Source organism: Brevibacterium sp. AGC70 (assembly GCF_057334195.1).
On record NZ_JBHFIH010000017.1, the window covers coordinates 18,921 to 41,010 of the forward strand.

The window sequence follows — 22,090 nt, forward strand, 5'->3', positions numbered from 1 at the left end:
GCGAGCGTGGACCCCACGCAGACCTGCTTGTTTCGAGAGTCGGTAACTTGTGAACTGGAGGAGAGTCATGGCAGCAACCTGCCAAGTAACCGGGGCCGTCCCTGGTTTCGGACACAACGTGTCCCACTCGAAACGAACCACCAAGCGTCGTTTCAACCCGAATATTCAGAAAAAGCGCTACTACGTTCCGTCTCTGCGTCGCAGCATCACCCTTAACCTGTCCGCCAAGGGCATCAAGGTGATCGACGTGCGCGGAATTGACGCCGTCGTCGGCGAACTCATTGCCAAGGGAGTGAAACTCTGATGGCTAAAGCACAGGACATTCGTCCCATCATCAAGCTCAAGTCGACCGCTGGCTCCGGGTTCACCTACGTGACCCGCAAGAACCGCCGCAACAACCCGGATCGCATGGTACTCAAGAAGTACGATCCAGTTGTTCGCAAGCACGTCGATTTCCGAGAGGAGCGCTGAGCGCAAATGGCTAAGAAGTCAAAGATCGCACGCGACAAGCAGCGTCGCGTCATTGTTGAGCGCTACGCGGAGCGTCGTGCGACGCTCAAGCGCCAGCTGACACACCCAGACAGCACCGACGAGCAGCGTGAAGAAGCACGCCTCGGACTGCAGAAGCTTCCTCGCGATGCCTCACCAGTGCGTGTGCGCAACCGCGACCAGGTGGATGGCCGTCCACGCGGCTACCTCCGCAAGTTCGGTCTCTCCCGTGTTCGCTTCCGCGAAATGGCACATAACGGCGAGTTGCCCGGCATCACGAAGTCAAGCTGGTAATCTCGAGGAAGTTCGTTATCGGAAAAACGGACCGGTAACCGACCGACTTGTCCTAAGGAGGACACTTTTATGGCTAAGAACCGCAGTGAGCTCGTAGCAGAAGTTGCAGAGAATTCCGGACTGACCCAGAAGCAGGTCTCGGACGTTCTTGACGGTGTCTTCGATGTCTTCTCAGATGTCGTCGGCAAGGGCGAAAAGCTCACCATCCCCGGATGGCTGTCCGTCGAGCGCACCGAACGTGCCGCTCGCAAGGGACGCAACCCGCAGACCGGTGAAGAAATCCAGATCAAGGCCGGCTACTCCGTGAAGCTGTCCGCTGGTTCGAAGCTGAAAGCTGCCGCTGGCAGCCCTAACTGAGCCTCGCGCATCAGTGTGGAATGACCCGGGCCTTTTGGTCCGGGTCATTTCGTGTCTGCTCGCCGAGATCTCGACCACGTCCGGGCCTCGCAGTTGGCTCGGTCTCAGACTCCGGCGATACTCTTGAATCATGAATGAAGCGGCGGTCTGCCACCAGTGAGCACTCAAGTCTTCGCATCGGTCACCCGATTCACGTCTCGCGCGGCCGTTCCCCTGGTCGTCATCGGCGGACTCGGTGTGGGTATGGCCGCGATGCTCTTCACCGGAGCAGCGGAGGCAACACTCCTCAACGACCCCGGCCCCTACGTGCGATTCGGTCTTCCGGCAGCGAAATTCGTCTTCAACATTTCGATGGCACTGACTCTGGGCGCACTGATGTTCGCCCTCCTCATCCTGCCCCGCACCCAGGGGCGAAGCCGGAACAGGACGACGAGTCCTGCAGGCGCGAAGGCGGGCGCCACCGAGGAGATCCCATTCAATGCGCTCTGGGAGAAGACCCTGAAGATCGCCGAGGTGGCATCGGTGGTCTGGACGATCTCTGCTGTGGCTGTCCTTGTCCTCACCTTCGCCGACACTGTCGGCGCACAGGCCTATCTGGACTTCTCCAATCAGCTCGGCGTGTTCCTGACTCAGATCGCCTTCGGTCAGCTCTGGACGCTCATCGTCGTCCTCATCGCCGTCGCGTCGACCCTGTGCTTCGGCACACGCAGCTATCTCGGCATCGCGGTGGCAGGCGTGCTCGGCGTCGGCGTGATGATCCCGCTGGCGCTGATGGGACACTCCGCTGAAGCCTCCGGACACACCCAAGCCGTCAACAGCATCGGTCTGCACCTGCTGGGCGTCACCATCTGGCTGGGCGGCCTTTTCGTCATCGCCCTCTTGGGCTCGGACCTTGCCCGCTCCAACCAACTGCGCAGCACGATCGAACGCTATTCCTCATTCGCACTCATCGCCTTCGCCCTCGTTGCCTTCTCCGGTGTGGTGAACTCGCTGTTGCGCGTCCACAGCCTCGCTGACGTCATGACTCCCTACGGGCAGGTGATCGTTGCGAAGGCCTTCGCGACGATCCTGCTCGGTCTCGTCGGGTTCTGGCACCGTCAGTTCGTCATCCGCCGTCTGGGCACAACAGCCTCGGCGACCAGGGAGTTCTGGCGGCTCATCATCGTCGAGTTCGTCATCTTCGGCGCCACGATGGGTCTCGCGGTCGCTCTGTCGCGGTCCCAACCCCCTGTTTCACAGGAGCCGGTGGGGGACCCGTCCCCGGCTGAGATCCTCACCGGCGAGCCGCTTCCTCCTCCGCCGAGCTTTGCCCGATACTTCACCGAATGGTCCCTGGACCCCCTGTGGGTCGTCGTGGCCGTCGGTCTGGCGACGGCTTACATCGTCGGCTTCGTCAATCTCCGGCGCCGAGGTGATTCCTGGCCGGTCCATCGCCTGATCTGCTGGCTGCTCGGCATGATCTTCCTCGTCTACGTCACCTCCGGAGGAGCCAGGGTCTACGGTGAGATCCAGTTCTCCGGACACATGATCCAGCACATGCTCCTGATCATGGTCGTGCCCCTGCCGATGGTTCTCGGCGCACCCATCACGATGCTCATGCGTGGAACGAAAGCTCGCACGGACGGTTCGCGCGGGATCCGCGAGTGGGTGCTCTGGCTCGTTCACACCCCGTATATGCGCTTCTTCGCAAACCCGATCTTCGCCAGCGTGAATTTCGCCGGCTCCCTCGTCATCTTCTACTACTCAGGCGTGATGAAGTACGCGCTCGAATGGCACCTCGGCCACGAGCTGATGATCATCCACTTCCTCGGCGCGGGCTATCTGTTCGCGCAGGCCCTCATCGGCATCGATCCCGGCGTGGAGCGCCCGGGATATCCGCTGCGCCTGCTCATGCTGCTCATCACGATGGCCTTCCACGCGTTCTTCGGGATCTCGATCATGAGCTCCGAAGTCCTCATTGAGGGCGACTGGTTCGGCAATATCGGCGCCGACTGGGGCTATTCGGCGATCGAAGACCAACAGACGGGCGGAGGAATCGCCTGGGGCATCGGCGAATTCCCCACCCTGTTCATTGCAATTATGGTTGCCTTCCAATGGTCGAAGTCCTCGGATCGAGAGGCTAGGCGCATCGACCGCAGCGAAGCGCGCACCGACGACGCGGAACTTCGCGCCTACAACGACATGCTCGCCAACATGGCCCAGCGCGACGCGAACAGTGGTCTGAGAAGCAGATGACTGCACACCGGGTGCGGCAGATGACTGCACACCTCGTGTGCGGGAATGTGTAGGAGAAATTCCCGAATTCGAGCCACTCCAGCGCCCACGGCGCGCCTTTATGGCGCAGACTGTTGCAAGGATCATATTCAACCGGGCGTAGCGCAGTCCGTGTCAGGGGAGTGGACCTGTAGCCGCATAGCAGGGGCTTGTAGGTACACATCTCACCGGACTGGGGCGTCACAGCAAGTCGATTCGCGCATTCAATGGTGATGCGGATCGTGGAAATTAAGGAGAGTCATGAGTTCTTCGAATAATGCCGAGAGGAAGACGGTCCGCGCACAGCTGCGCAAGGTCGTCGCCGCCTCGATGGCCGGCACAGTCGTGGAGTGGTACGAGTTCTTTCTCTACGGAACTGCGGCCACGCTGGTCTTTCACATTCTGTTCCCGCCGACAGACGACCCTCTGAACGCGATCCTGGCAGGTTTCGCAACGTATGCGGTCGGGTTCGTCGCGCGACCCTTCGGCGGCATCATCTTCGGCCACTTCGGGGACAAGTACGGTCGCAAGAAGCTGCTGCAGCTGTCCATCATCCTCGTCGGCGCGGCCACATTCCTCATGGGTTGTCTGCCGACCTTCGACCAGATCGGGTACCTCGCGCCCGTCCTGCTCGTCCTCCTGCGCCTCATCCAGGGCTTCGCCGTCGGTGGCGAATGGGGCGGAGCGGTCCTCCTTGTCGCTGAGCATGCGCCGAACAAGGAGCGCGGTTTCTGGTCGTCATTCCCTCAGTCGGGTGTGCCGCTGGGTAACCTGCTCGCGACCGGCGTTCTCTTCGTTCTCACCGCGACACTGAACGACGAGGACTTCCTGTCCTGGGGCTGGCGGGTGGCCTTCTGGCTCTCGGCCGTCATCGTGCTCATCGGCTACTACATCCGCACCCGCGTCTCCGATGCTCCGATCTTCGAACAGGTCCAGGCTGAGGAGATCGAAGAGGGCGTGGACTACGGAATCAAGGCCGTCTTCAAGCGCTACCCGCGTGAGGTCTTCGCCGCGATGGGGCTGCGCTTCGTCGAGAACATCCACTACTATCTCGTGGTGACCTTCTCGATCACTTATCTGGCGATCGCGGTCAAGATCGAATCTGCAGAGATCCTCGGGCTCCTTCTCGGCGCCCACGCGATCCACGCTGTGCTCGTGCCCTTCGTCGGGGCGCTGGCGGACAAGGTCGGGCGCAAGCTGCCCTACGGCATCGGAATCGTGCTCACCGCTTCGTGGGGCTTCTTCGCCTTCCCGATGTACGACACCGGCAGCGGTGCGATGATCTTCCTCGCCTTGCTGCTGGGGCTCATCTTCCATGCTCTGATGTATGCCGGTCAGCCGGCGATCATGTCGGAGATGTTCCCTACCCGCATGCGCAACTCGGGTGTCTCGACCGGATACCAGGTCACGGCGATCGTGGCCGGATCGTTCGCTCCGATCATCGCCACTGCGCTGCTGCAGAAGTTCGACTCCTCGGTGCCGATCGCGTTCTACCTCCTGGTTGCCGCCATCATCTCGATGGTCGCGCTTCTGTTCACAAAGGAGACGAAGGGCATCGATCTGCGTTCACTGGACCAGGTGGACAAGGATCGTCGTCACGCGGTGAAGCGCTGATACTCACACCTCAGCACTCGAGCGCACAACAGTGAGTTCGTGAACTCGAGCGCACAACAGTGAGTTCGGTATTCGGGCGGTGCCGATGATCGTCGGCACCGCCCGAATGCATGACAGCGGAGCACACAACAGTCGACAACACAACCGACAAAACAGCCGAATTGCGACACGATCGAAGGGACTGCAATGGTCGATCTCAACAAGAAGCGCGCCCTGGTCACTGGGGGAGCCTCCGGCCTCGGCAAGGCGATGAGCGAAGCGTTCGCCGCAGCCGGAGCACACGTCATCGTCGCCGACGTCAACGCGGAATCCGCGGAAGCCGTAGCCAGCGACATCGGAGGAGAGGCGTGGACGGTCAACCTCGCGGACACCTCGGCGCTGGATGGAGTCGACCTTGACGTCGACATCCTCGTCAACAACGCCGGCATCCAGCGGATCCACCCGATCACGGAATTCCCGCTCGAGGAATGGCGACTCATCAACACGCTCATGCTCGAAGCGCCGTTCGTGCTGACCAAGGCAGCGCTGCCCGCGATGTACGCCAAAGGATGGGGCAGGGTCATCAACCTCTCCTCGATCCACGGGCTGCGCGCCTCGGCGAACAAATCCGCCTATGTGGCGGCCAAGCACGGGCTCATGGGATTGACGAAGACGACCGCATTGGAAGCGGGTCCACATGGTGTGACCTGCAACGCGATCAATCCCGGCTATGTGATGACACCGATGGTCAAGGGCCAGATCGCCGATCAGGCGAAGACGAACGGCATCACCGAGGACGAGGTCCTCGAACAGGTCTTCCTCGGGCATTCTGCCGTGCCGAAGCTTGCTGAACCAGGCGATATCGCCGCTCTGGCACTGTTCCTGGCCAGCGATGCTGCCGCCGTCATCAACGGCAGCGCACACAGTGTCGACGGCGGCTGGTCCGCCGCCTGAGGCCTGAGGTATCGCGCCGGCTGTGGTCAGACGTACAGCACCGGCTGAGGTCAGACGTACAGCACCGGCTGAGGCCTGATGGAGAGACGGTCCGGGTCGGACTCAGAGGACCTCGAGGACGCTGCGGACTCCTGCGTTGCGCAGGGATTCGTGGCGGACCGAGGCCCAGTAGGAGACCGGCTTCGAGAATTCCTCGGGCAGCACCTGTACGAGGCGGCTGTTGCCCACGGCGAGGAAGTCGGGCAGGATCCCGATCCCGACTCCGTTCGATGTGGCGAGCACGTGCGCATGCACCGAGGTGGAGCGGAAGAACCCCTTGCCGCGCGGCAGCGCATTGCCAGCCTCGTCGAGGTCATCGACCTGGAGCGAGTTCTCGATGTAGTAGATGAGCCGGTGCTCGGCAAGATCATCAAGCGTCGTCGGCATCGTGTGGGACCCCAGGTACTCACGGGAGGCGTAGAGCTGGAGCCGATAGTCGCGGATATGCTTTGCGACGCTGCGTGGTGCGTCCGGCCTGCCGACGACGACCTCGATATCGACACCCGAGCGGTACTGCCGGGCCCGCTGCGTGGCCGTGATGAGTTCGAACTGCAGACCGGGATGGCTGCGCTGCAGCTGGGTCAGGGCCGGGACCGCGAATTCGAGGGCAAAGGCCTGCGGGCAGGCCAAACGGATCGTCCCCGACAGAGTGGAGCTGGCGTGGGAGTCGATGCGTCCCAGGGCGGACTCGATGTCCTCGGCCACGGGAAGCAGGTGACGTCCGGCAGCGCTGAGCTCCCAGCCGTCAGGTGAGGCAACGAGCATCCGCTCGCCATAGGCCTTCTCCAGGGCCGCGATGCGTCGGGAGACCGTCGTGTGGTTGAGGCCCAGGCTGTGCGCAGCGGCCGTGAACTTGCCCAGTCGTGCCACGGCAAGCAACGTCAGCAGATCTTCGGGAGAGATCTGCGAACCGGATCCGCCTGGTGCATATGAAACCATAGTGGTTCCATCCTATCTGCGTGCACGCACATATCTGGTGCGGAATATGTGATTCTGCGCGACAGGTGCAGGCCGAGTGACTGGCGTAATGTGAGTGGGAACACTGCACCACCTGAAGAACATGATGCGAGGAGGCATTTTATGTCGACAATTGGATGGGTCGGCCTGGGAAACATGGGTCGTCCGATGACAGCGAACCTGGTCAAGGCCGGTCACACTGTGAATGGCTTCGATCTCGTCGAGATCGCCGTCGAAGAGGCAGCCAAGCACGGGGTGAATCCTGTGAAGTCCATCGCCGAGGCTGTTGCCGGAGCCGATATCGTGTTCACGATGCTGCCCAAGGGGGAGCATGCCCGTGCCGTCTACCTTGAGGCCGACGGCGTGTTGGCCCACGCAGATACCAAGACGCTCCTGGTGGACTCTTCGACGATCGACTTCGATTCCGCCCGCGCACTGCATGCAGAAGCAGCCAAGGCCGGATTCCGGTTCGTCGACGGTCCCGTGTCCGGCGGCGTCACCGGTGCCGAGGCAGGCACGCTGACGTTCATGCTCGGCGGCACCGAGGAGGACGTGGCCGAGGCGAAGACGTTCATCGAACCCATGGCCGGCAACATGTTCCACGCCGGTGGCGAAGCAGCCGGTCAGGCCGCCAAGATCGTCAACAACATGATGCTCTCGATCAGCCTGCAAGGCGTCGTCGAAGGGGCCGTGCTCGCTGATCGCTTCGGTCTCGATCCCAAGGTCTTCTATGACATCGCGACGGTCTCCTCCGGAGATTCCTGGCCGCTGCGCACCTGGTACCCAGTTCCTGGCGTGACAGAGACAGCGGCTTCGAACAACTCGTTCAAGCCCGGATTCGCCACGGCTCTCATGCACAAAGACGTCGGCCTCGCCCTCGCAGGAGCGGAGACTCAGGGCCTCGACCTGCCTGCAGCGCAGCTCGTCCACGCTCAGCTGCAGAAGCTCGTCGACGCGGGCCTCGAAGGGCTCGACACCTCGGCGCTGATCAAGAACATCGACGCCAAGGCCGAGGGGCTGCCCGAATAAGGACAAGCGGGCGGATCTGATGCAACACCCCTGCGATGAGCGCCGCTGCAACTAACCGCAGTGACGAGCGTGGCAGCTGACAGCCTCGACCCTCCGGACAGGCACCAACGGTTGGTAAGTTCTCTTCGATCCACGAACGAGTTTCGTGGAGAACTTACCAACCGTTTGCCGTGCACCAGGGCACCGTGCCCACGAAGCGCGGCTTCCGTGCCGCTTCGCATACGAACCGCGGCTTCCGCGCCGCTTCGCCGGCGACCTGCAACTTCAGCGGGTACGTGTAAGACTGGAAGCATGAGTTCCCCAGACACTCCTGAACCGCAGAACACGTCCGAACCCCAGAACACTCCAGAAGCGCTTTCTCCGGAGGCCATCGCCTCCATCAGAGTCAACCTCGATGAGGTGGCCACACGTGCGGCAACCGCCGCCGAGGCTAGCGGTCGGACGAGTGCTGATGTGAAGGTTCTGCTCGCGACCAAGACCCAACCGGCCGCGAAGATCCGAGTGGCCCTCGAACATGGGTTCACCCTCATCGGGGAGAACAAGGTCCAGGAGCTGGTCGGCAAGGCTGATGACCTCGCTGATCTCGATCACGAGGCCCATCTCATCGGCCCTCTGCAGAAGAACAAGGTCAATCACACCCTGCGCCATGCGCACTGCATCCAATCCGTCGACAATCTGGAATTGGCGACGAAGATCAACAACCGTCTCGAAGCCCTCGACCAGACTGTGGATTTCTTCGTGCAGGTCAACACCTCCCGGGAAGACTCGAAGTCCGGGATCGCGCCCGAGGAGACCGAGGCGCTCATCGCGGCGCTGCAAGCTCACACACGGATGAGGCTGCGCGGTCTGATGACGATCGGTCTGCCCGGACGCACACCGGACGAGATCCGTCCCAGCTATGCTGACCTGCGAGACCTCAGCGAGAAACTCCTCGCCTCGGGAGTCATGTCGCCCGACGCCACTGAGTTGTCCATGGGCATGAGCAACGACTTTGAGCTCGCAATCGCCGAGGGCGCGACCATGGTCCGCGTCGGTTCCAGTGTGTTCGGCTCCCGCGACTACTCCTGAGGCAAGCCGCGACCACACCTGAGACGCCCGCAGGTGACCGTCACGTTTGAGGACTGGGGCATTGGTCACATGATGACACCGGGCCTCCCGCCGCGGCGGCGAATCTGTGAAGATAGAGCTATGAACACCAGTCCGCAGGATTCCCAAGCGTCCGCGGCGCCTGCCGCCGCGCCGTCCCACCAGGTCAAGGTGCGTGCACCTGAACTCATCGGCCGCAGGTGGATGAACTCCGGCGGCAAGGAGCTGAGCCTGGCTGATCTGCGCGGCAAGGTGATCCTGCTCGATTTCTGGACCTTCTGCTGCATCAACTGCCTCCACGTGCTCGACGAGCTGCGTCCGCTCGAGGAGAAGTACGCACAAGAGCTCGTCATCATCGGCGTCCACTCGCCGAAGTTCGAGTTCGAACGCACCGTCGAGGCCGTCGACCAGGCGGTCGAACGCTACCAGGTCGAACACCTCGTCCTCGACGATCCCGACCTCGTCACATGGCAGGCATACACCGCCCGTGCCTGGCCGACGCTGGCCGTCATCGACCCAGAGGGCTACCTGGTCGCGACCCTGTCGGGCGAAGGTCACGGCGCCGGCCTCGGTGAGATCATCGAAGGACTCATCGAGGAGCACTCGGCGAAGGGCACACTGCACTCCGGCGACGGACCTTACGTGCCGCCGCCAGCACCGGAGACCGAGCTGTTCTACCCCGGCAAGGTCACCGCACTGCCATCGGGCAACCTCCTCGTCGCTGATTCGGGCCACCACAGCCTCGTCGAATACGATGCTTCGGGCCAGGACATCATCCGGCGCATCGGCACCGGCGAACGCGGCGCGGACGACGGCGATTTCTCCCAGGCGTCCTTCAGCGAACCCGGCGGTATCACCGTCCTTCCCGGGGACGTGGCAGCGAAGGCCGGATACCATCTCGTCATCGCCGACACCGTCAACCACACCCTGCGCGGCATCAACCTCGAGACCGAAACCGTGACGACGATCGCCGGCACCGGAGCACAGCACATGGTCGGCGCGATCGACAACGTGGTCGGCACCCACGGCGAACTCGGCCGCTACGACGGCCCCGCCCTCGACGTGAAGCTGTCCTCACCGTGGGATGTCCTCTACGTCCCTGCCACCGCCGAGGTTGTTGTGGCGATGGCGGGCAATCACACCATCTGGTTGTTCAACCCCGAAGCCGGGTCGATCCGACTGCTCTCGGGCACCATGAACGAAGGCCTGGCCGACGGTGATGCGGACAGCGCATGGTTCGCGCAGACATCGGGCCTCGATCTCACCTCCGATGGCGACGTGCTCATCGCCGACTCGGAGACCTCGGCGGTCCGACGTCTCGACCCGAACACCGGAGCCGTGACCACGCTCATCGGTGAAGGACTCTTCGACTTCGGCTTCCGTGACGGTCCCGCCGCAGTGGCCAGACTGCAGCACCCTCTGGGAGTGCGGAGCCTGCCGGACGGATCGATCGCGATCGCCGACACCTACAACGGGGCGATCCGCCGCTATGACTTCACCACGAACGAGGTCTCGACCCTGGCCCGCGGCCTGCGCGAACCATCCGACATCTTCGTCCTCGAAGCTGCCAGCTCCGCGCCGGCCGAACTCCTCGTCGTCGAATCAGCCTCGCACGCCCTGACCAGAGTGAAGCTGCCCAAGGACGCCCAGCGAGTCGACGAGGGTGCGCTGACCAGCAAGCGCCCCTCAACCGAGATCTCATCGGGCCCAGTGGCAGTGTCCGTGAGCTTCACTGTTCCAGCAGGTCAGAAACTTGATGACCGGTGGGGAGACCCCACGTATCTGCAGGTTTCGTCGACACCACCAGAGCTGATCGTCTCCGGGGACGGTGGCGCAGAAGGACTGAAGCGCGACATCGTCATCAACCCCGAACTCGAGTCAGGGGTCCTGCACGTGACCGCACGAGCCGCCGCCTGCGACGGCGAACCAGGCGGAGAGATCCCCCTGCACGCCGCGTGCCATCTCTACCAGCAGGACTGGGGCATTCCGGTCGACCTCGTCGCCACCGCTCCGGCCGAACTCACCCTTGACCTCCGCGGGGCCTGACTCGACTGCCGCGGGGCCTGAAGGTCGGCGGCCGTCGTTGCCCTCGAAGCGCGGCATGCAGCCGATGCCGGCCGGCGTCGGAGGAATTATTTCACGGTCACGTCGCCGAGGCGGCGCGGATCGAAGCGGACCTGCGAGGACTTGACGATGACGGAGCCTCCCATGTCGAAGGAGAGCGTCTCGTCGAAGTCGTGCTCGGCCGCCGTGACGATGTCGCGATAGCGTCCCTGGATGCGCACCTCGACCGTGGACGGGGTGAGCTCGAGATCGTTGCCCGAGGCGGTCAGGCTGACCTCTGGTTCGCGAGCCAGCGACCACTTCACATCGCCGAGGATCTCGTTGTCCGTCTCATAGCCGAACACGCAGTCTGAGGGGTAGAGGGTCTTCGACTTCACACATTCCGCCAGATGCTCGTTGACCTGCTCACCGACAGACTCCTCCAGCTTTGCCGTGGGCTCGGGCGAGAGCGCGATCTGGGCGGTGTCGGTCGGCGCGATCACCTCGGCGCGTTCGGGTTTCGACCTGAGGTAGGTCGCATCGAAGCCGACGAGGTAGGTGGCCGGGAACAGCACGGGAACCTCTCCGGCGGCGACTCCGTAGCCGTTGACCGTGGCCGTTGACGACCCTTCGACTTGCAGGTCGAGGGTCGGCCACTTCTCCTGTTCGATCGCCCACCGGTCGAACAGTCCGGCAGTGGCCGGCAGCTTCACCATCGACAGATCCACGGTCTGCGTCTGCGAGGACAGAACATAGCTCAGCGAGACCTTCGCATGGTCGCCGTCCATCGATACCGTCGTCGCCTCAGCGTCGCGCGGCAGGTCAGGGGCGGCAGAGAGCACATCATGATTGAGCGCCAGAGTCGATGATGGGGTGGGGGAGGCGAGATAGGAGAACGCACGCTCGGCGTTGGCGTCCTCGATCGCGGAAATATAGGCTTCAGCGGCGCGGGCAGGAGTGTAGACAGTCAGGTTGAGGAGGGGAACTGCTGCCACGGTGAGGACGATGACCAGGAGCGCCGAAATCAGAAGCTTGCGCGACGTTCGCATTGCTTCTCCTGAATCGGTGGGGGATGAAGGAATTTCAGTGTAATGCCAATTGCCCGCCGCTCGGCTCTATGAACGGCGAGGACGCGCGGGAAGGGGAGTCAGACGCGTGCCTGTGGGGTCTATTCCACTGAGTACGCGTGCAGTGCCTGAGTGTCGACCTCGACGAAGACGTGGGTGCCGACCTTGACGTTGGCACGCAGGGCAGCGATCGAGTCGCCGAGGCTGGGGTGGAGCACGCCGAATCCGCTCTCGCTTCCGGACACGCCGGCAAGGTCGGCCAGGTCCACATCGAGGGCGAGTCCCATCTCGGTGTCCACCGGCGACAGCTTCGCCTGCAGGCAGGAACCGTGATCGCGCAGTCCGATGACGACGGCTTCGAACACCGTCGGCGAGGTGAACGCCGGGTCGTGTTCGTCCAATGACAGGAGAGCACTGCGCCAACCGAGAGTGACGAAGACCTTCCCGTCGAGTTCGGTCCGAGCCTTCACCGCAGAGTGGCCGATCGACAGCCAGCCCTTGCGCGCCAGCCCGGAGTAGACGTTGACCCTGCTGAGTTCGGCCGGCAGGGAGCCCCTGGGCTCCGTGACGACCTGTTCCACAGTGCCGAACGAGACAAGCTCGCCTTTCTCGATATCGGCCACCCCCGCCTCGGCGACGGTGAAGTCGGTCAGCGTATTCGAGGTGAAGACGATCCCGCGGCCGTGCGCTGCTGCCAGATCGGCCAGACGACCGCGCAGACCGGCGCGCACATGTCCGGGGACGGATGCGAAGGGCTCGATGAAGGTCAGCCACGGCAAGCCGCTCGCCCATGCCACGGCCAGGCCGAGTCTCGCACGCTCACCGGCATCAAGTTCGCCCAACCGGCGCCTCAGGACATCAGGGTTGACCCCGAACTCCGTGCACGCCAGAGCCAATGCCGCCTCCCCAGATCCGGCATTGGCTTCGCGAAGATATGTTCTGACCCACCTGCGCACACGTATGAGACCCGACCGGAGCCCGGTCGGGAACTGCGGCGGAGGTGCGACGTCGGAGCGCGCAGCAACGGACAGCACCACCTCAGTGGTGCTGTCCGTGCTGCCCATGAGACCGAGCATTGTCCCTGCTCGGAGACGACCGAGATCGATCTGGTGTCTGCCGAGGTGCAGCCCCGCTAGGGACAATTCATTGTTCAACGGATCTTAGAACTCCGCAGGATCGTCGGAGGCGGTCATCCGCCGACGAGTGATGACGACGGCTGCGGCACCGACGACGAGGAGTCCGACTCCGAGCGCCAGTCCGGTCATCTCCGCACCGGTGCGGGGCAGGTCACTGCCGCTGTCGCTGCCGTTCTGCCCGCCCTCGTCGACCGAGGTGCCGTTGGTGACGACGGTGAAGCTGCCGCCCTGTGCCTTGTCGAAGCTGTCGGCCTGGGCTGTGACGTTGTACGTTCCCAGCACAGCCTTGACCTTCGCCTGCACGCCGAAGGTCGCTTTGCCCTCGGAGTCGGCTTCCTTGGTCATCGTGTAGCGATCGACCTTGCCCTGAGCATGCTCGACCGTGATCGTGATCTTCTCACCCGGCTGTGCACCGGTGATGCCGAGCTTGATGCCCTCATTGAGGAAGTCCTCGGAGCTGATCTCGGTCGGATCGATGATGAGCGCCTGGGTCGCGGTTGCCGCGGCCTTCTTCTCACCGTCTTCGGTGCCGGGGCTGGCCGGAGCGGTCGTCTCCGACGGTTCTGCCTTCGGAGCTTCAGACTCGGCCTCGTTGGGAGCAGGGGCCTCCGACTTGGCGTCGGTCTCCGTCGGCTCGGGAGTTTCGGATTCCGTCTCGGTCGGCTCGGGAGTCCGAGTTTCGGTCTCCGTGGGTTCCGGAGTCTTCGTCTCGGTCTCGGTCGGCTTAGGCGCAGCGGGCTGCTGGGCTTCCTTGGTTTCCGTGGGCTCTTCGCTCGGCTCTTCAGACTTGGTCTCGGTCGGAGTCGATGTCTCGGATGGCTCATCGGTCGCGGTCTCGGACGGCTCTGGGGCCGCTCCGGTTGCAGGTGAGCAATCGGAGCCCTTGGCGTCCTCGTCGATGTCCGAGTCACTGGCTACGACCTCGAAGGAGACCTTCGAGGAGTCCTTCTCGGTCTTCTCATCGGTGAGGTAGAGCGAGTATTCGCCGGAGGGGACCTTGGCGTTATCTGTGACGGAGAAGAAGTAGGTGCCGGACACCTTGCCCTTCTCGTCGACGGTCAGCTTGGTCTCTGGCGAGTATTTGGACCCGTCGGTGCCGACGACTGTGACGGTCGCCTTGTTGTCGGGTGTGAATCCGGTACCGGAGAATCCGATGCCCTTTTTGCGATCCGCGATATCGGCCCGGGTGACCTGCGCATCAGACAGTGTCGCCTGCGGGTCCGAGCTGTCGGGAACCTTGGAATCTGGGTCGGTTGACTGCTGTGCATCTTCATGTGCACAGAGCGGGCCTGCCGGCACCGGAGCGGACGCTGTCGCTGCGAACGCGGGAGCGCCAGCAAGACCTGTCAATGCAACGGCTACTGCGGGGGCAAGCACAAGACGCGAGGTCTTCACAGTAATGCCTTTCGTTCGTTGTCAACCCACGAAAGACGATGGACTCCCGGCATTCCTTGGCTTAAGAAGAGGAAGGCACCATCGTGCGCGGGTTCGTACAGCTCCTAACTCTAAGGCATTCACGATCGGCTGTGGGGAGACACACGGGAGAAAACCAGCAAAAACACCACTGATCGTTATGGAGTCGTTACCAAAATCCGGTGTGTCGCGGAGTCTGTGAGCAATTTCGCCCCTTGCGTGAGTGCTGCCCACTGCACTCCTGAGCCCTGGGCGACTACCATCGGTTACGTGACTCTCCTTTCCGATCGCGACATTCGCGCCGAGCTCGACTCCGGACGCATCGCCCTCGACCCCTATGACCCTTCTCTGATCCAGCCGGCCAGCGTTGACGTGTGCCTGGATCGCTACTTCCGTCTGTTCGACAACCACAAATACCCGGTCATCGACCCGAGTCTCGATCAGCCCGAGCTCACCCGCTTCGTCGAGGCGACACCTGGGGAGCCGTTCGTGCTGCACCCGGGCGAGTTCGTCCTCGCCTCAACGCACGAGCTCGTCACTCTGCCCGACGATGTGGCCGCGCGACTGGAGGGCAAGTCGTCGCTGGGGCGCCTCGGGCTGCTGACCCACTCCACGGCAGGCTTCATCGATCCCGGGTTCAACGGTCATGTGACTCTCGAGCTTTCGAATGTCGCAACTCTGCCCATCACCCTGTGGCCGGGAATGAAGATCGGTCAGCTCTGCTTCTTCCGCCTCAGCTCGGCTGCGCTCAACCCCTACGGTTCGCAGGTCACCGGCAATCGCTATCAGGGTCAGCAGGGCCCCACGGCCTCCCGTTCTCACCTCAACTTCTATCGGAGGGACATGTGACCACTCGCCGAGAGCTGCGGATGCAGCGTGAGGCCGCCGAGCGTGTCAGCGACACGGATGTCTCGGCGGACCTGCGCGGCTTCCATCTGCTTCTCCTCGACGAAGGGGTCGAGGTCTCCGATGTGCTCGCGCTCGTGCACAACAGGCTTCCCGACCTCGCGCCCCGCCTGGATGAAAGAGGTCAGCTGAAGCTGAGCCGACACTCACGCCTGAGTGAGGGAGTCGACCTCGATGCTGCCGCGATCGCCGCGCTCGAGGTTCCCGACTGGGCTCATCACGCGGTAGTCATCGACTGCCCCCGAGATCGCGAACCGGTCCCGCCGCCGGACTGGTTCAGCGACGCGGACGGACTCCATGAGGCGTTCCCGGAAGGGCTGCCCAACCGGGAGGAGGAGCGGATGCTCAGCCTCATCCTGGGCGTCGCATCACGCTTGCACACCGGTGTCCGCCTGGCGGACGAAGCGGGCCTGCCGACTCGGGTCATCGTGCCCGACCCGGAGGCGAAGATCGACCTCTACCTCTACTCGTCCTATTGGCTCGAGCCCGACGTGGCGCTGTCGCTCGTCCGCAAGCACGCTCCGCATGCCTTCCAGCAGGCGCTGCCGACACCCGACGAGGCTGTCCTGGCCCAGGCCACGATCGACGATCCGCTCTTCGATCCCTCGGCGCCGGTCATCCTCGACGGCTATTCGCTCCTCGTCCCTCTCGGGGAGATCAGTGAGAAGGCCGGCATGATCGAGATTCGCGTATCGGAATCTGACTGGGTGCCGCCGATCATCGGCAAGCATCTTCAGATGCCGCTGATCGAGTACCACGTGCACTGGATGGATACCGACTCGAAGCGCTACCAGCCGGGCCAGACCCGTCGTTTCCGGCGAATGCGCAACAAGGTGGCCGGCCTCGTCGACAGCATCGGAGCAGAACTGCTCATCGGCTGTGACGGCACCGGCCTGGATGAGGCCGGCTTCCTCGTCACGAGCAGCCAGCTCCGCAGCTGACGCAGGTTCCAGTTCCCAGCCCGCAGCCCCCAGGCCGTTGCGAAGCTGACTAGCCCCCAGGCCGTTGCGAAGCTGACTAGGCCCCCGGTTCGCGGCAAAATCGACTCCGCCGGCGGTGAACGGTTTGATTCGAGCAGGATTCGCGCAGAACCTGCGTGGAATGGGCGTGGAAGCTGAGCAGAATGTGTTCATAATGACTGCCGCGAACGGCCTCATTGATTGGGAGATACGTAGGGTGTCGTGCGAAAATACTGTTGAGCACTGCATTCTGGCAAATCTTATAAATGACGGAGGTGTCCGCCGGTGATAGTCATGACAGGAGCCTTTTTCGGGGCTGCTGTCATTGCGTACCCACTGGTCAGGCGCCTCGGTCGCAACGGGTTCTTCTTCCTTGCGTTGGTGCCGTTCGCCGCGCTGATCTTCAGCCTGGCCAAGGTCCCCGACATCTTCGGGTCTGCAGGTTCGCCCTTGGTCGAGAGCATGAACTGGCTTCCGGCACTCGGCCTCGAAGGGATCTTCCGCCTCGACGAACTCTCCTGGATCATGAGTCTTCTGGTCACAGGCGTCGGTGCCCTCGTCTTCGTCTACTGTGCCCGCTACTTCCCGCCCGATGAGCCCGGCCTGGCCCGGTTCGCCGCAGTCTTCATGGCCTTCGCCGGAATGATGTACGGACTCGTCATCGCCGATGAGCTCCTCATGCTCTACCTGTTCTGGGAAGGCACCACGGTCTTCTCCTACTTGCTCATCGGCCACAGCCAATCCCGCCGTCGCTCCCGTCAGGCCGCGCTGCAGGCCCTCATCGTCACCACGGCCGGCGGACTTGCCATGCTCGTGGGCATGATCCTGCTGATGGCCGCGACCGGAACAGGTCAGATTTCGACGCTCATGGAGCGCGCGAGTCTCGGGCTGGACACCGGGCCCGTCATCGTCACGGCCGTGATCCTCATCCTCGTCGGGGCGGTCTCGAAATCCGCGCTGCTGCCCTTCCACTTCTGGCTCCCCGGCGCCATGGCAGCACCGACCCCGGTCAGCGCCTACCTGCACGCAGCGGCGATGGTCAAGGCCGGGATCTACCTCATCCTGCGTCTGGCACCGGGCTACCACGCACTCCCGGGGTGGTCGGAGACCCTGCTCACCCTGGGACTGCTCACGATGTTCATCGGCGGCTGGCAGGCCCTGAAGCAGACCGACCTCAAACTTCTGCTCGCCTTCGGCACGGTCTCCCAGCTCGGGTTCCTCACGACGATGGCCTCCTTCGGCACACCCGACATCACCAAGGCCGCGCTGGCGATGCTCATTGCACACGCCCTATTCAAGGCCTGTCTGTTCCTGTGCGTGGGCATCATCGACCACCGTGCCGGAACGCGTGACCTGACGAAGCTCTCCGGTGGCTGGAAGGCCTTCCCCGTCGTGGCCGTCTGCGCCACAATCGCCGCAGCTTCGATGTCCGGCCTGCCGCCGCTGCTGGGATTTGTGGCCAAGGAGGCGGTCTATTCGACTCTGCTGGGCTCTGGGGACAAGGCATCGATCATTGCGCTGATCGGCGTCATGATCGGCTCGATGCTCACCGTGGCCTACTCGGCGCGATTCGTCTGGGGCGCGTTCTCGAGCAAAGCGGGCGTCGACGACATCGCCCGCCGCGATGAGAAGATCACGCTCATCATCTCCCCGGTCATGCTCACCGTGCTCACCGTGGCGTTGGGACCGGCCGCCGGGCTCATCGACGGCTACTTCGGAGCCTGGACCTCGATGCTGCCGGTCATCGACCCCGGCGACGGCGACTACCACCTGGCCCTATGGCACGGGCTCGAACCTGCGCTGGCCCTGTCCGCGATCACCATTGCTGTCGGCCTGGGCCTCTTCTTCCTCCGCGACTCGTTTGCCAAGGTCCAGTCGACGCTGCCTTCGGGGCTGGATTTCCACGACCTCTACAGCAAGCTGATCAACTGGATGGAGAGGCTGGCCCTGTGGGTCACCTCACGCACCCAGCGCGGTTCGCTGCCGTTCTACCAGAGCGTGATCTACCTCGTCCTCGTGGCAGGCATCGGTCTGGCTGTGATCTCGAACGACACCTGGAACATCGATTTCAAACTCTTCGACACCCCGCTCGACTTCATAGTCGCAGCGGTCCTCATCATCGTCGCGGTCGCAGCCACCCGCGCTAAGAAGCGTTTCACCGCCGTGGTCGTCACCGGAATCTCGGGCTATGCGATGGTCGCCTACTTCGCCTTCGTCGGAGCCCCGGACCTGGCCCTGACCCAGGTACTCGTCGAGACCATCACCATCGTCGTCTTCGTCCTCGTCCTGCGTCGCCTTCCGGCTCGGATCGGTCAGAGCACCGGACGCTTCACCCCGGCCTGGCGCGCCATCATCGGCGCCGCAGTCGGCGTGACCATGATGGTGGTTGTGCTCATCGCCGCCGGTGTGCGCATCAGCGACCCAGTCTCCGTGGACTTCGGTCAGCTCGCCTACGAACTCGGCCACGGCAAGAACATCGTCAACGTGACTCTTGTCGACATCCGCGTCTGGGACACCCTCGGTGAGATCTCGGTCCTCGTCGCCGCCGGCACCGGCATCGCCGGACTGATCTTCGTCCGCGGCCGTGAAGGACACCTCCACCGTTTCGTCTCCCGCCGTGACGGCACCGAGCTGCAGGGGCGGGTGCGCTTCCAGCCGGTCGCCGAGGAGATCGGCAACTTCCACGACACTCAGCGCGAGGATGTGACACAGCGGCGAGTCTCCTGGCTCATTGCCGGACGCACACTGGCCCCACGCAACCGATCCATCATCCTCGAGGTGACCGCCCGCCTGATCTTCCACGCTGTCCTCATCTTCTCCCTCTACCTCCTCTTCGCCGGACACAACGATCCCGGCGGCGGCTTCGCCGGAGGTCTCGTGGCCGGTCTGGCACTGGTCGTGCGCTACCTCGCCGGAGGCAAATTCGAACTCGCCGAGGCGGCCCGCTTCACCCCCTCGGGCATGCTGGGAACCGGAATGATCATGGCCGTGCTCACTGGCGTCGGCGGGTGGATCTGGGGCGACACCGTGTTCAAGTCCGTCTATCTCGAGGGCGACATTCCGGTGCTCGGGCACCTGTCGTTCGGAACCTCGACGTTCTTCGACATCGGCGTCTACCTCATCGTCGTCGGCCTCATGCTCGACATCCTCAGATCCTTGGGCGCCGAGGTGGACCTGCACCAGGAGCGCGATGAGATGGTGTTGACCAATCGACTCAACCAGTCGTACAACCTCTCGGAGAACTTCAGCGCCGAGGCTGAGCACGACGCGGTCTCCTCGATCCTCGACCGTGTCAACCACCTCGACGTGGACAACGGCGCGGAAGGGGGACGGCTATGACTGTGCCCTTCATCATGGTGCTGGCCATGGGATTCCTCTTCGCCTGTGGCATCTACCTCATGCTCGAACGCTCCCTGACCCGCGTGCTGCTGGGCTTCATCCTTCTGGGCAACGGAGTCAATGTCCTCATCATCCTCACCGCAGGCAGGGGAGTCCCGCCGCTGACTGACGGGAAGAACCTGTCCACGGAGGGCATGTCGGATCCGCTGCCACAGGCGCTCATCCTCACGGCTATCGTTATCACGTTCGCGGTCACAGCGTTCCTGCTGGCCATGATCTACCGCTCCTGGCGATTGGTCCGTGCCGATTCGCTGCAGGATGATACCGCCGACCTGCGGGTGGCGATCACGAAGATGATCGACTCCGAGGCGGAAGCGAGCACGGACTACGACGACACCGAGTTCGGTGATGAGGCCGAAAGCCCGATCACCGGCGCCATCGACCTCGACGACGACGGCAAGCCACATGAACGTGAAGTCGGCGAGGTCAGCACGGACAGGGCGAAGTACGGTGCGGGCAAGGGCAGGGCCGGGACCACCTCGGCGAACCAGGACGGCAGAGGTTCCGAAGGAACCGAGACGGAGGAGAAGAAATGATGGATCTCCTCCCCGTGCTTGTGCCGCTGCCCGTTCTCCTGCCCCTTCTCGGTGCAGGCTTGGCGCTGGTGCTGTCGAAGCACTCGCGGGCACAGAACATCGTGTCGATCCTGATCCTCAGCGCGGGCATGATCATCTCCCTCATCATGCTCTTCGGCGTCGACGCCCACGGCCCGCAGGTAGTGGCGATCGGCGGGTGGGAGCCGCCAGCAGGGATCGTGCTCGTCGCCGATAGGCTCTCCTCGCTCATGCTCGTCGTATCCTCCCTGGTCACCTTGTGCGTGCTCATCTACGCGCTCAGCCAGGACGCCAACGACGATTCGAACGAGACTCCGATCTCCGTGTTCAACCCCAGTTATCTGGTGCTGTGCGCGGGCGTCGCCAACGCCTTCCTCGCCGGTGACCTCTTCAACCTCTACGTCGGCTTCGAGATGTTCCTCGTCGCCTCCTATGTGCTGCTGACACTCGGTGCCACGGCCGAGCGGATCCGGGCGGGCGTGACCTACGTCGTCGTCTCGCTCGTGTCCTCGATCATCTTCCTGGCAGCGATCGGCGTCATCTACTCGGCGACCGGAACAGTGAACATGGCGCAGTTGGCAGAGCGGCTGAGCGAACTGCCGCCGGATGTGCAGATGATCCTGCATGTCCTCCTGCTCCTCGGCTTCGGCATCAAGGCCGCGATCTTCCCGCTGTCCTTCTGGCTGCCCGACTCCTATCCGACCGCTCCGGCCCCGGTCACGGCTGTTTTCGCGGGGTTGCTGACGAAGGTCGGCATCTATGCGATCATCCGCACCGAGACGCTGCTGTTCTCCGAGTCCTCTCTGCGAGTGCCTCTCCTGATAGCGGCAGCATTGACGATGGTGGTCGGAATCTTAGGCGCGATCGCCCAGTCGGAGATCAAGAGGATCGTGTCCTTCACCCTCGTCTCCCACATCGGCTACATGCTCTTCGGTGTGGCTCTGGGGACCACCGTCGGCCTCTCTGCCGCTATCTACTACACGGTCCACCACATCATCGTCCAGACTGCGCTGTTCCTGGCCATAGGAATGGTGGAGATGCGAGGTGGGTCGACCTCGACCAGGTCCCTGGGTGGCCTCATGGTGCTGTCCCCGGCGCTGTCGATCATCTTCTTCATCCCTGCCCTCAACCTCTCCGGCATCCCGCCGTTCTCCGGGTTCATCGGCAAGGTTGCTCTCTTCGCCGCCGGCTTCTCCGACCACGACTGGCTCGCTGTCAGCCTCATCGTCGCCGGCACGGTGACCAGCCTGCTGACCCTCTACGTCATCGGGCGTACCTTCAACCTGGCCTTCTGGCGAGACCCTGCGGATGCGGAGGAGCCGAACGAAGAGCTCGTCACAGAATTCGCCGAACGCAAGAAGGCGAAGCTCGCGGGCAAGCCCTGGAAATCACAGATCGGCGTACCGGGATCGATGTTCGCCGCCACCACCGTGGTTGTCATCGCCTCCATCGTCCTCACCGTCTTCGCGGCCCCGCTGTGGGGCATGGCGAACCGTGCTGCGGAGAACCTGCAGACGCCGGTTGGCTACGTGAGCGATGTGCTCGGGGGTGATGGCCTGTGA

General features: G+C 63.3%; 19 protein-coding genes. 15 read left to right on the plus strand and 4 right to left on the minus strand.

Going from position 1 to position 22,090, the window contains the following annotated elements:
* Positions 1-67: 67 nt before the first annotated feature.
* The 7 genes from rpmB to ACE03M_RS14425 all read left to right on the plus strand — a co-directional run bounded on the left by rpmB (position 68) and on the right by ACE03M_RS14425 (position 5,940).
* Positions 68-304, plus strand: a complete 237-nt coding sequence (gene rpmB / locus ACE03M_RS14395) for a 50S ribosomal protein L28 (RefSeq protein ID WP_143923869.1) — start codon at positions 68-70, stop codon at positions 302-304.
* Positions 304-471: a 50S ribosomal protein L33 gene (gene rpmG, locus ACE03M_RS14400; protein WP_143923870.1), complete on the plus strand. Its 168-nt coding sequence runs from the start codon at positions 304-306 to the stop codon at positions 469-471. Before rpmB ends, rpmG begins: the two co-directional genes overlap by 1 nt.
* A 6-nt stretch (positions 472-477) precedes the next feature.
* A complete protein-coding gene (gene rpsN / locus ACE03M_RS14405) occupies positions 478-783 on the plus strand; it encodes a 30S ribosomal protein S14 (RefSeq protein ID WP_009882241.1) in 306 nt (101 codons plus the stop codon).
* Between the two features lie 69 nt (positions 784-852).
* Positions 853-1,140 carry an HU family DNA-binding protein gene (locus tag ACE03M_RS14410; protein ID WP_009882243.1) on the plus strand — a complete coding sequence of 96 codons (288 nt, stop codon included), beginning with the start codon at positions 853-855 and terminating at the stop codon, positions 1,138-1,140.
* 156 nt (positions 1,141-1,296) lie between these two features.
* The gene (locus tag ACE03M_RS14415) at positions 1,297-3,375 is read left to right on the plus strand and encodes a bifunctional copper resistance protein CopD/cytochrome c oxidase assembly protein (RefSeq protein ID WP_485934701.1); all 2,079 of its coding nucleotides are present in this window, start codon (positions 1,297-1,299) and stop codon (positions 3,373-3,375) included.
* Positions 3,376-3,654: 279 nt separating this feature from the next.
* Positions 3,655-5,007 carry an MFS transporter gene (locus ACE03M_RS14420; protein ID WP_143923872.1) on the plus strand — a complete coding sequence of 451 codons (1,353 nt, stop codon included), beginning with the start codon at positions 3,655-3,657 and terminating at the stop codon, positions 5,005-5,007.
* Between the two features lie 186 nt (positions 5,008-5,193).
* Positions 5,194-5,940 carry a 3-hydroxybutyrate dehydrogenase gene (locus tag ACE03M_RS14425; protein ID WP_143923873.1) on the plus strand — a complete coding sequence of 249 codons (747 nt, stop codon included), beginning with the start codon at positions 5,194-5,196 and terminating at the stop codon, positions 5,938-5,940.
* 102 nt (positions 5,941-6,042) lie between these two features.
* Here ACE03M_RS14425 and ACE03M_RS14430 read toward each other — a convergent pair whose 3' ends face one another.
* Complete coding sequence (locus ACE03M_RS14430; RefSeq protein WP_143923874.1) at positions 6,043-6,918, minus strand: LysR family transcriptional regulator; 876 nt, start codon at positions 6,916-6,918, stop codon at positions 6,043-6,045.
* 90 nt (positions 6,919-7,008) lie between these two features.
* On the opposite strand from ACE03M_RS14430, the gene mmsB reads away from it, so the two are divergent.
* The 3 genes from mmsB to ACE03M_RS14445 all read left to right on the plus strand — a co-directional run bounded on the left by mmsB (position 7,009) and on the right by ACE03M_RS14445 (position 11,097).
* Positions 7,009-7,965 (plus strand): 3-hydroxyisobutyrate dehydrogenase, encoded by a 957-nt coding sequence (gene mmsB, locus ACE03M_RS14435; protein WP_395949948.1) that lies wholly within the window; start codon positions 7,009-7,011, stop codon positions 7,963-7,965.
* Positions 7,966-8,256: 291 nt separating this feature from the next.
* Positions 8,257-9,033, plus strand: coding sequence for a YggS family pyridoxal phosphate-dependent enzyme (locus tag ACE03M_RS14440; protein ID WP_485934703.1), 777 nt, complete (start codon positions 8,257-8,259; stop codon positions 9,031-9,033).
* A gap of 120 nt (positions 9,034-9,153) precedes the next feature.
* Positions 9,154-11,097 (plus strand): NHL domain-containing thioredoxin family protein, encoded by a 1,944-nt coding sequence (locus ACE03M_RS14445; RefSeq protein WP_485934704.1) that lies wholly within the window; start codon positions 9,154-9,156, stop codon positions 11,095-11,097.
* 86 nt (positions 11,098-11,183) lie between these two features.
* Here the strand turns inward: ACE03M_RS14445 and ACE03M_RS14450 are convergent, their stop codons facing one another.
* From ACE03M_RS14450 to ACE03M_RS14460, 3 genes are all read right to left on the minus strand, one after another.
* Complete coding sequence (locus ACE03M_RS14450) at positions 11,184-12,143, minus strand: hypothetical protein (RefSeq protein WP_485934705.1); 960 nt, start codon at positions 12,141-12,143, stop codon at positions 11,184-11,186.
* A 119-nt stretch (positions 12,144-12,262) separates the two neighbouring features.
* Entirely contained in the window at positions 12,263-13,225 is a 963-nt protein-coding gene (locus ACE03M_RS14455) for an ABC transporter (protein WP_485934706.1), read from the minus strand.
* Between the two features lie 96 nt (positions 13,226-13,321).
* Entirely contained in the window at positions 13,322-14,692 is a 1,371-nt protein-coding gene (locus ACE03M_RS14460; RefSeq protein ID WP_485934708.1) for an LPXTG cell wall anchor domain-containing protein, read from the minus strand.
* 288 nt (positions 14,693-14,980) lie between these two features.
* On the opposite strand from ACE03M_RS14460, the gene dcd reads away from it, so the two are divergent.
* The 5 genes from dcd to ACE03M_RS14485 all read left to right on the plus strand — a co-directional run bounded on the left by dcd (position 14,981) and on the right by ACE03M_RS14485 (position 22,090).
* A complete protein-coding gene (gene dcd / locus ACE03M_RS14465; RefSeq protein ID WP_485934710.1) occupies positions 14,981-15,559 on the plus strand; it encodes a dCTP deaminase in 579 nt (192 codons plus the stop codon).
* Complete coding sequence (locus tag ACE03M_RS14470; protein WP_485934711.1) at positions 15,556-16,557, plus strand: hypothetical protein; 1,002 nt, start codon at positions 15,556-15,558, stop codon at positions 16,555-16,557. The genes dcd and ACE03M_RS14470 overlap by 4 nt, the downstream gene beginning before the upstream one ends.
* 312 nt (positions 16,558-16,869) lie before the next feature.
* Entirely contained in the window at positions 16,870-19,914 is a 3,045-nt protein-coding gene (locus tag ACE03M_RS14475; protein ID WP_143923883.1) for a Na+/H+ antiporter subunit A, read from the plus strand.
* Positions 19,911-20,510, plus strand: a complete 600-nt coding sequence (locus ACE03M_RS14480) for a Na(+)/H(+) antiporter subunit C (protein WP_143923884.1) — start codon at positions 19,911-19,913, stop codon at positions 20,508-20,510. Before ACE03M_RS14475 ends, ACE03M_RS14480 begins: the two co-directional genes overlap by 4 nt.
* Positions 20,507-22,090: a Na+/H+ antiporter subunit D gene (locus tag ACE03M_RS14485; RefSeq protein WP_143923885.1), complete on the plus strand. Its 1,584-nt coding sequence runs from the start codon at positions 20,507-20,509 to the stop codon at positions 22,088-22,090. Before ACE03M_RS14480 ends, ACE03M_RS14485 begins: the two co-directional genes overlap by 4 nt.

Excerpts from the sequence above, each read along its gene's own strand:
- rpmB (WP_143923869.1), top strand. The coding sequence starts at position 68 with ATGGCAGCAACCTGCCAAGTAACCGGGGCCGTCCCTGGTTTCGGACAC.
- rpmG (WP_143923870.1), top strand. The coding sequence starts at position 304 with ATGGCTAAAGCACAGGACATTCGTCCCATCATCAAGCTCAAGTCGACC.
- rpsN (WP_009882241.1), top strand. The coding sequence starts at position 478 with ATGGCTAAGAAGTCAAAGATCGCACGCGACAAGCAGCGTCGCGTCATT.
- ACE03M_RS14410 (WP_009882243.1), top strand. The coding sequence starts at position 853 with ATGGCTAAGAACCGCAGTGAGCTCGTAGCAGAAGTTGCAGAGAATTCC.
- ACE03M_RS14420 (WP_143923872.1), top strand. The coding sequence starts at position 3,655 with ATGAGTTCTTCGAATAATGCCGAGAGGAAGACGGTCCGCGCACAGCTG.
- ACE03M_RS14425 (WP_143923873.1), top strand. The coding sequence starts at position 5,194 with ATGGTCGATCTCAACAAGAAGCGCGCCCTGGTCACTGGGGGAGCCTCC.
- ACE03M_RS14430 (WP_143923874.1), bottom strand. The coding sequence starts at position 6,918 with ATGGTTTCATATGCACCAGGCGGATCCGGTTCGCAGATCTCTCCCGAA.
- ACE03M_RS14440 (WP_485934703.1), top strand. The coding sequence starts at position 8,257 with ATGAGTTCCCCAGACACTCCTGAACCGCAGAACACGTCCGAACCCCAG.
- ACE03M_RS14445 (WP_485934704.1), top strand. The coding sequence starts at position 9,154 with ATGAACACCAGTCCGCAGGATTCCCAAGCGTCCGCGGCGCCTGCCGCC.
- ACE03M_RS14450 (WP_485934705.1), bottom strand. The coding sequence starts at position 12,143 with ATGCGAACGTCGCGCAAGCTTCTGATTTCGGCGCTCCTGGTCATCGTC.
- ACE03M_RS14455 (WP_485934706.1), bottom strand. The coding sequence starts at position 13,225 with ATGGGCAGCACGGACAGCACCACTGAGGTGGTGCTGTCCGTTGCTGCG.
- ACE03M_RS14475 (WP_143923883.1), top strand. The coding sequence starts at position 16,870 with ATGACAGGAGCCTTTTTCGGGGCTGCTGTCATTGCGTACCCACTGGTC.
- ACE03M_RS14480 (WP_143923884.1), top strand. The coding sequence starts at position 19,911 with ATGACTGTGCCCTTCATCATGGTGCTGGCCATGGGATTCCTCTTCGCC.
- ACE03M_RS14485 (WP_143923885.1), top strand. The coding sequence starts at position 20,507 with ATGATGGATCTCCTCCCCGTGCTTGTGCCGCTGCCCGTTCTCCTGCCC.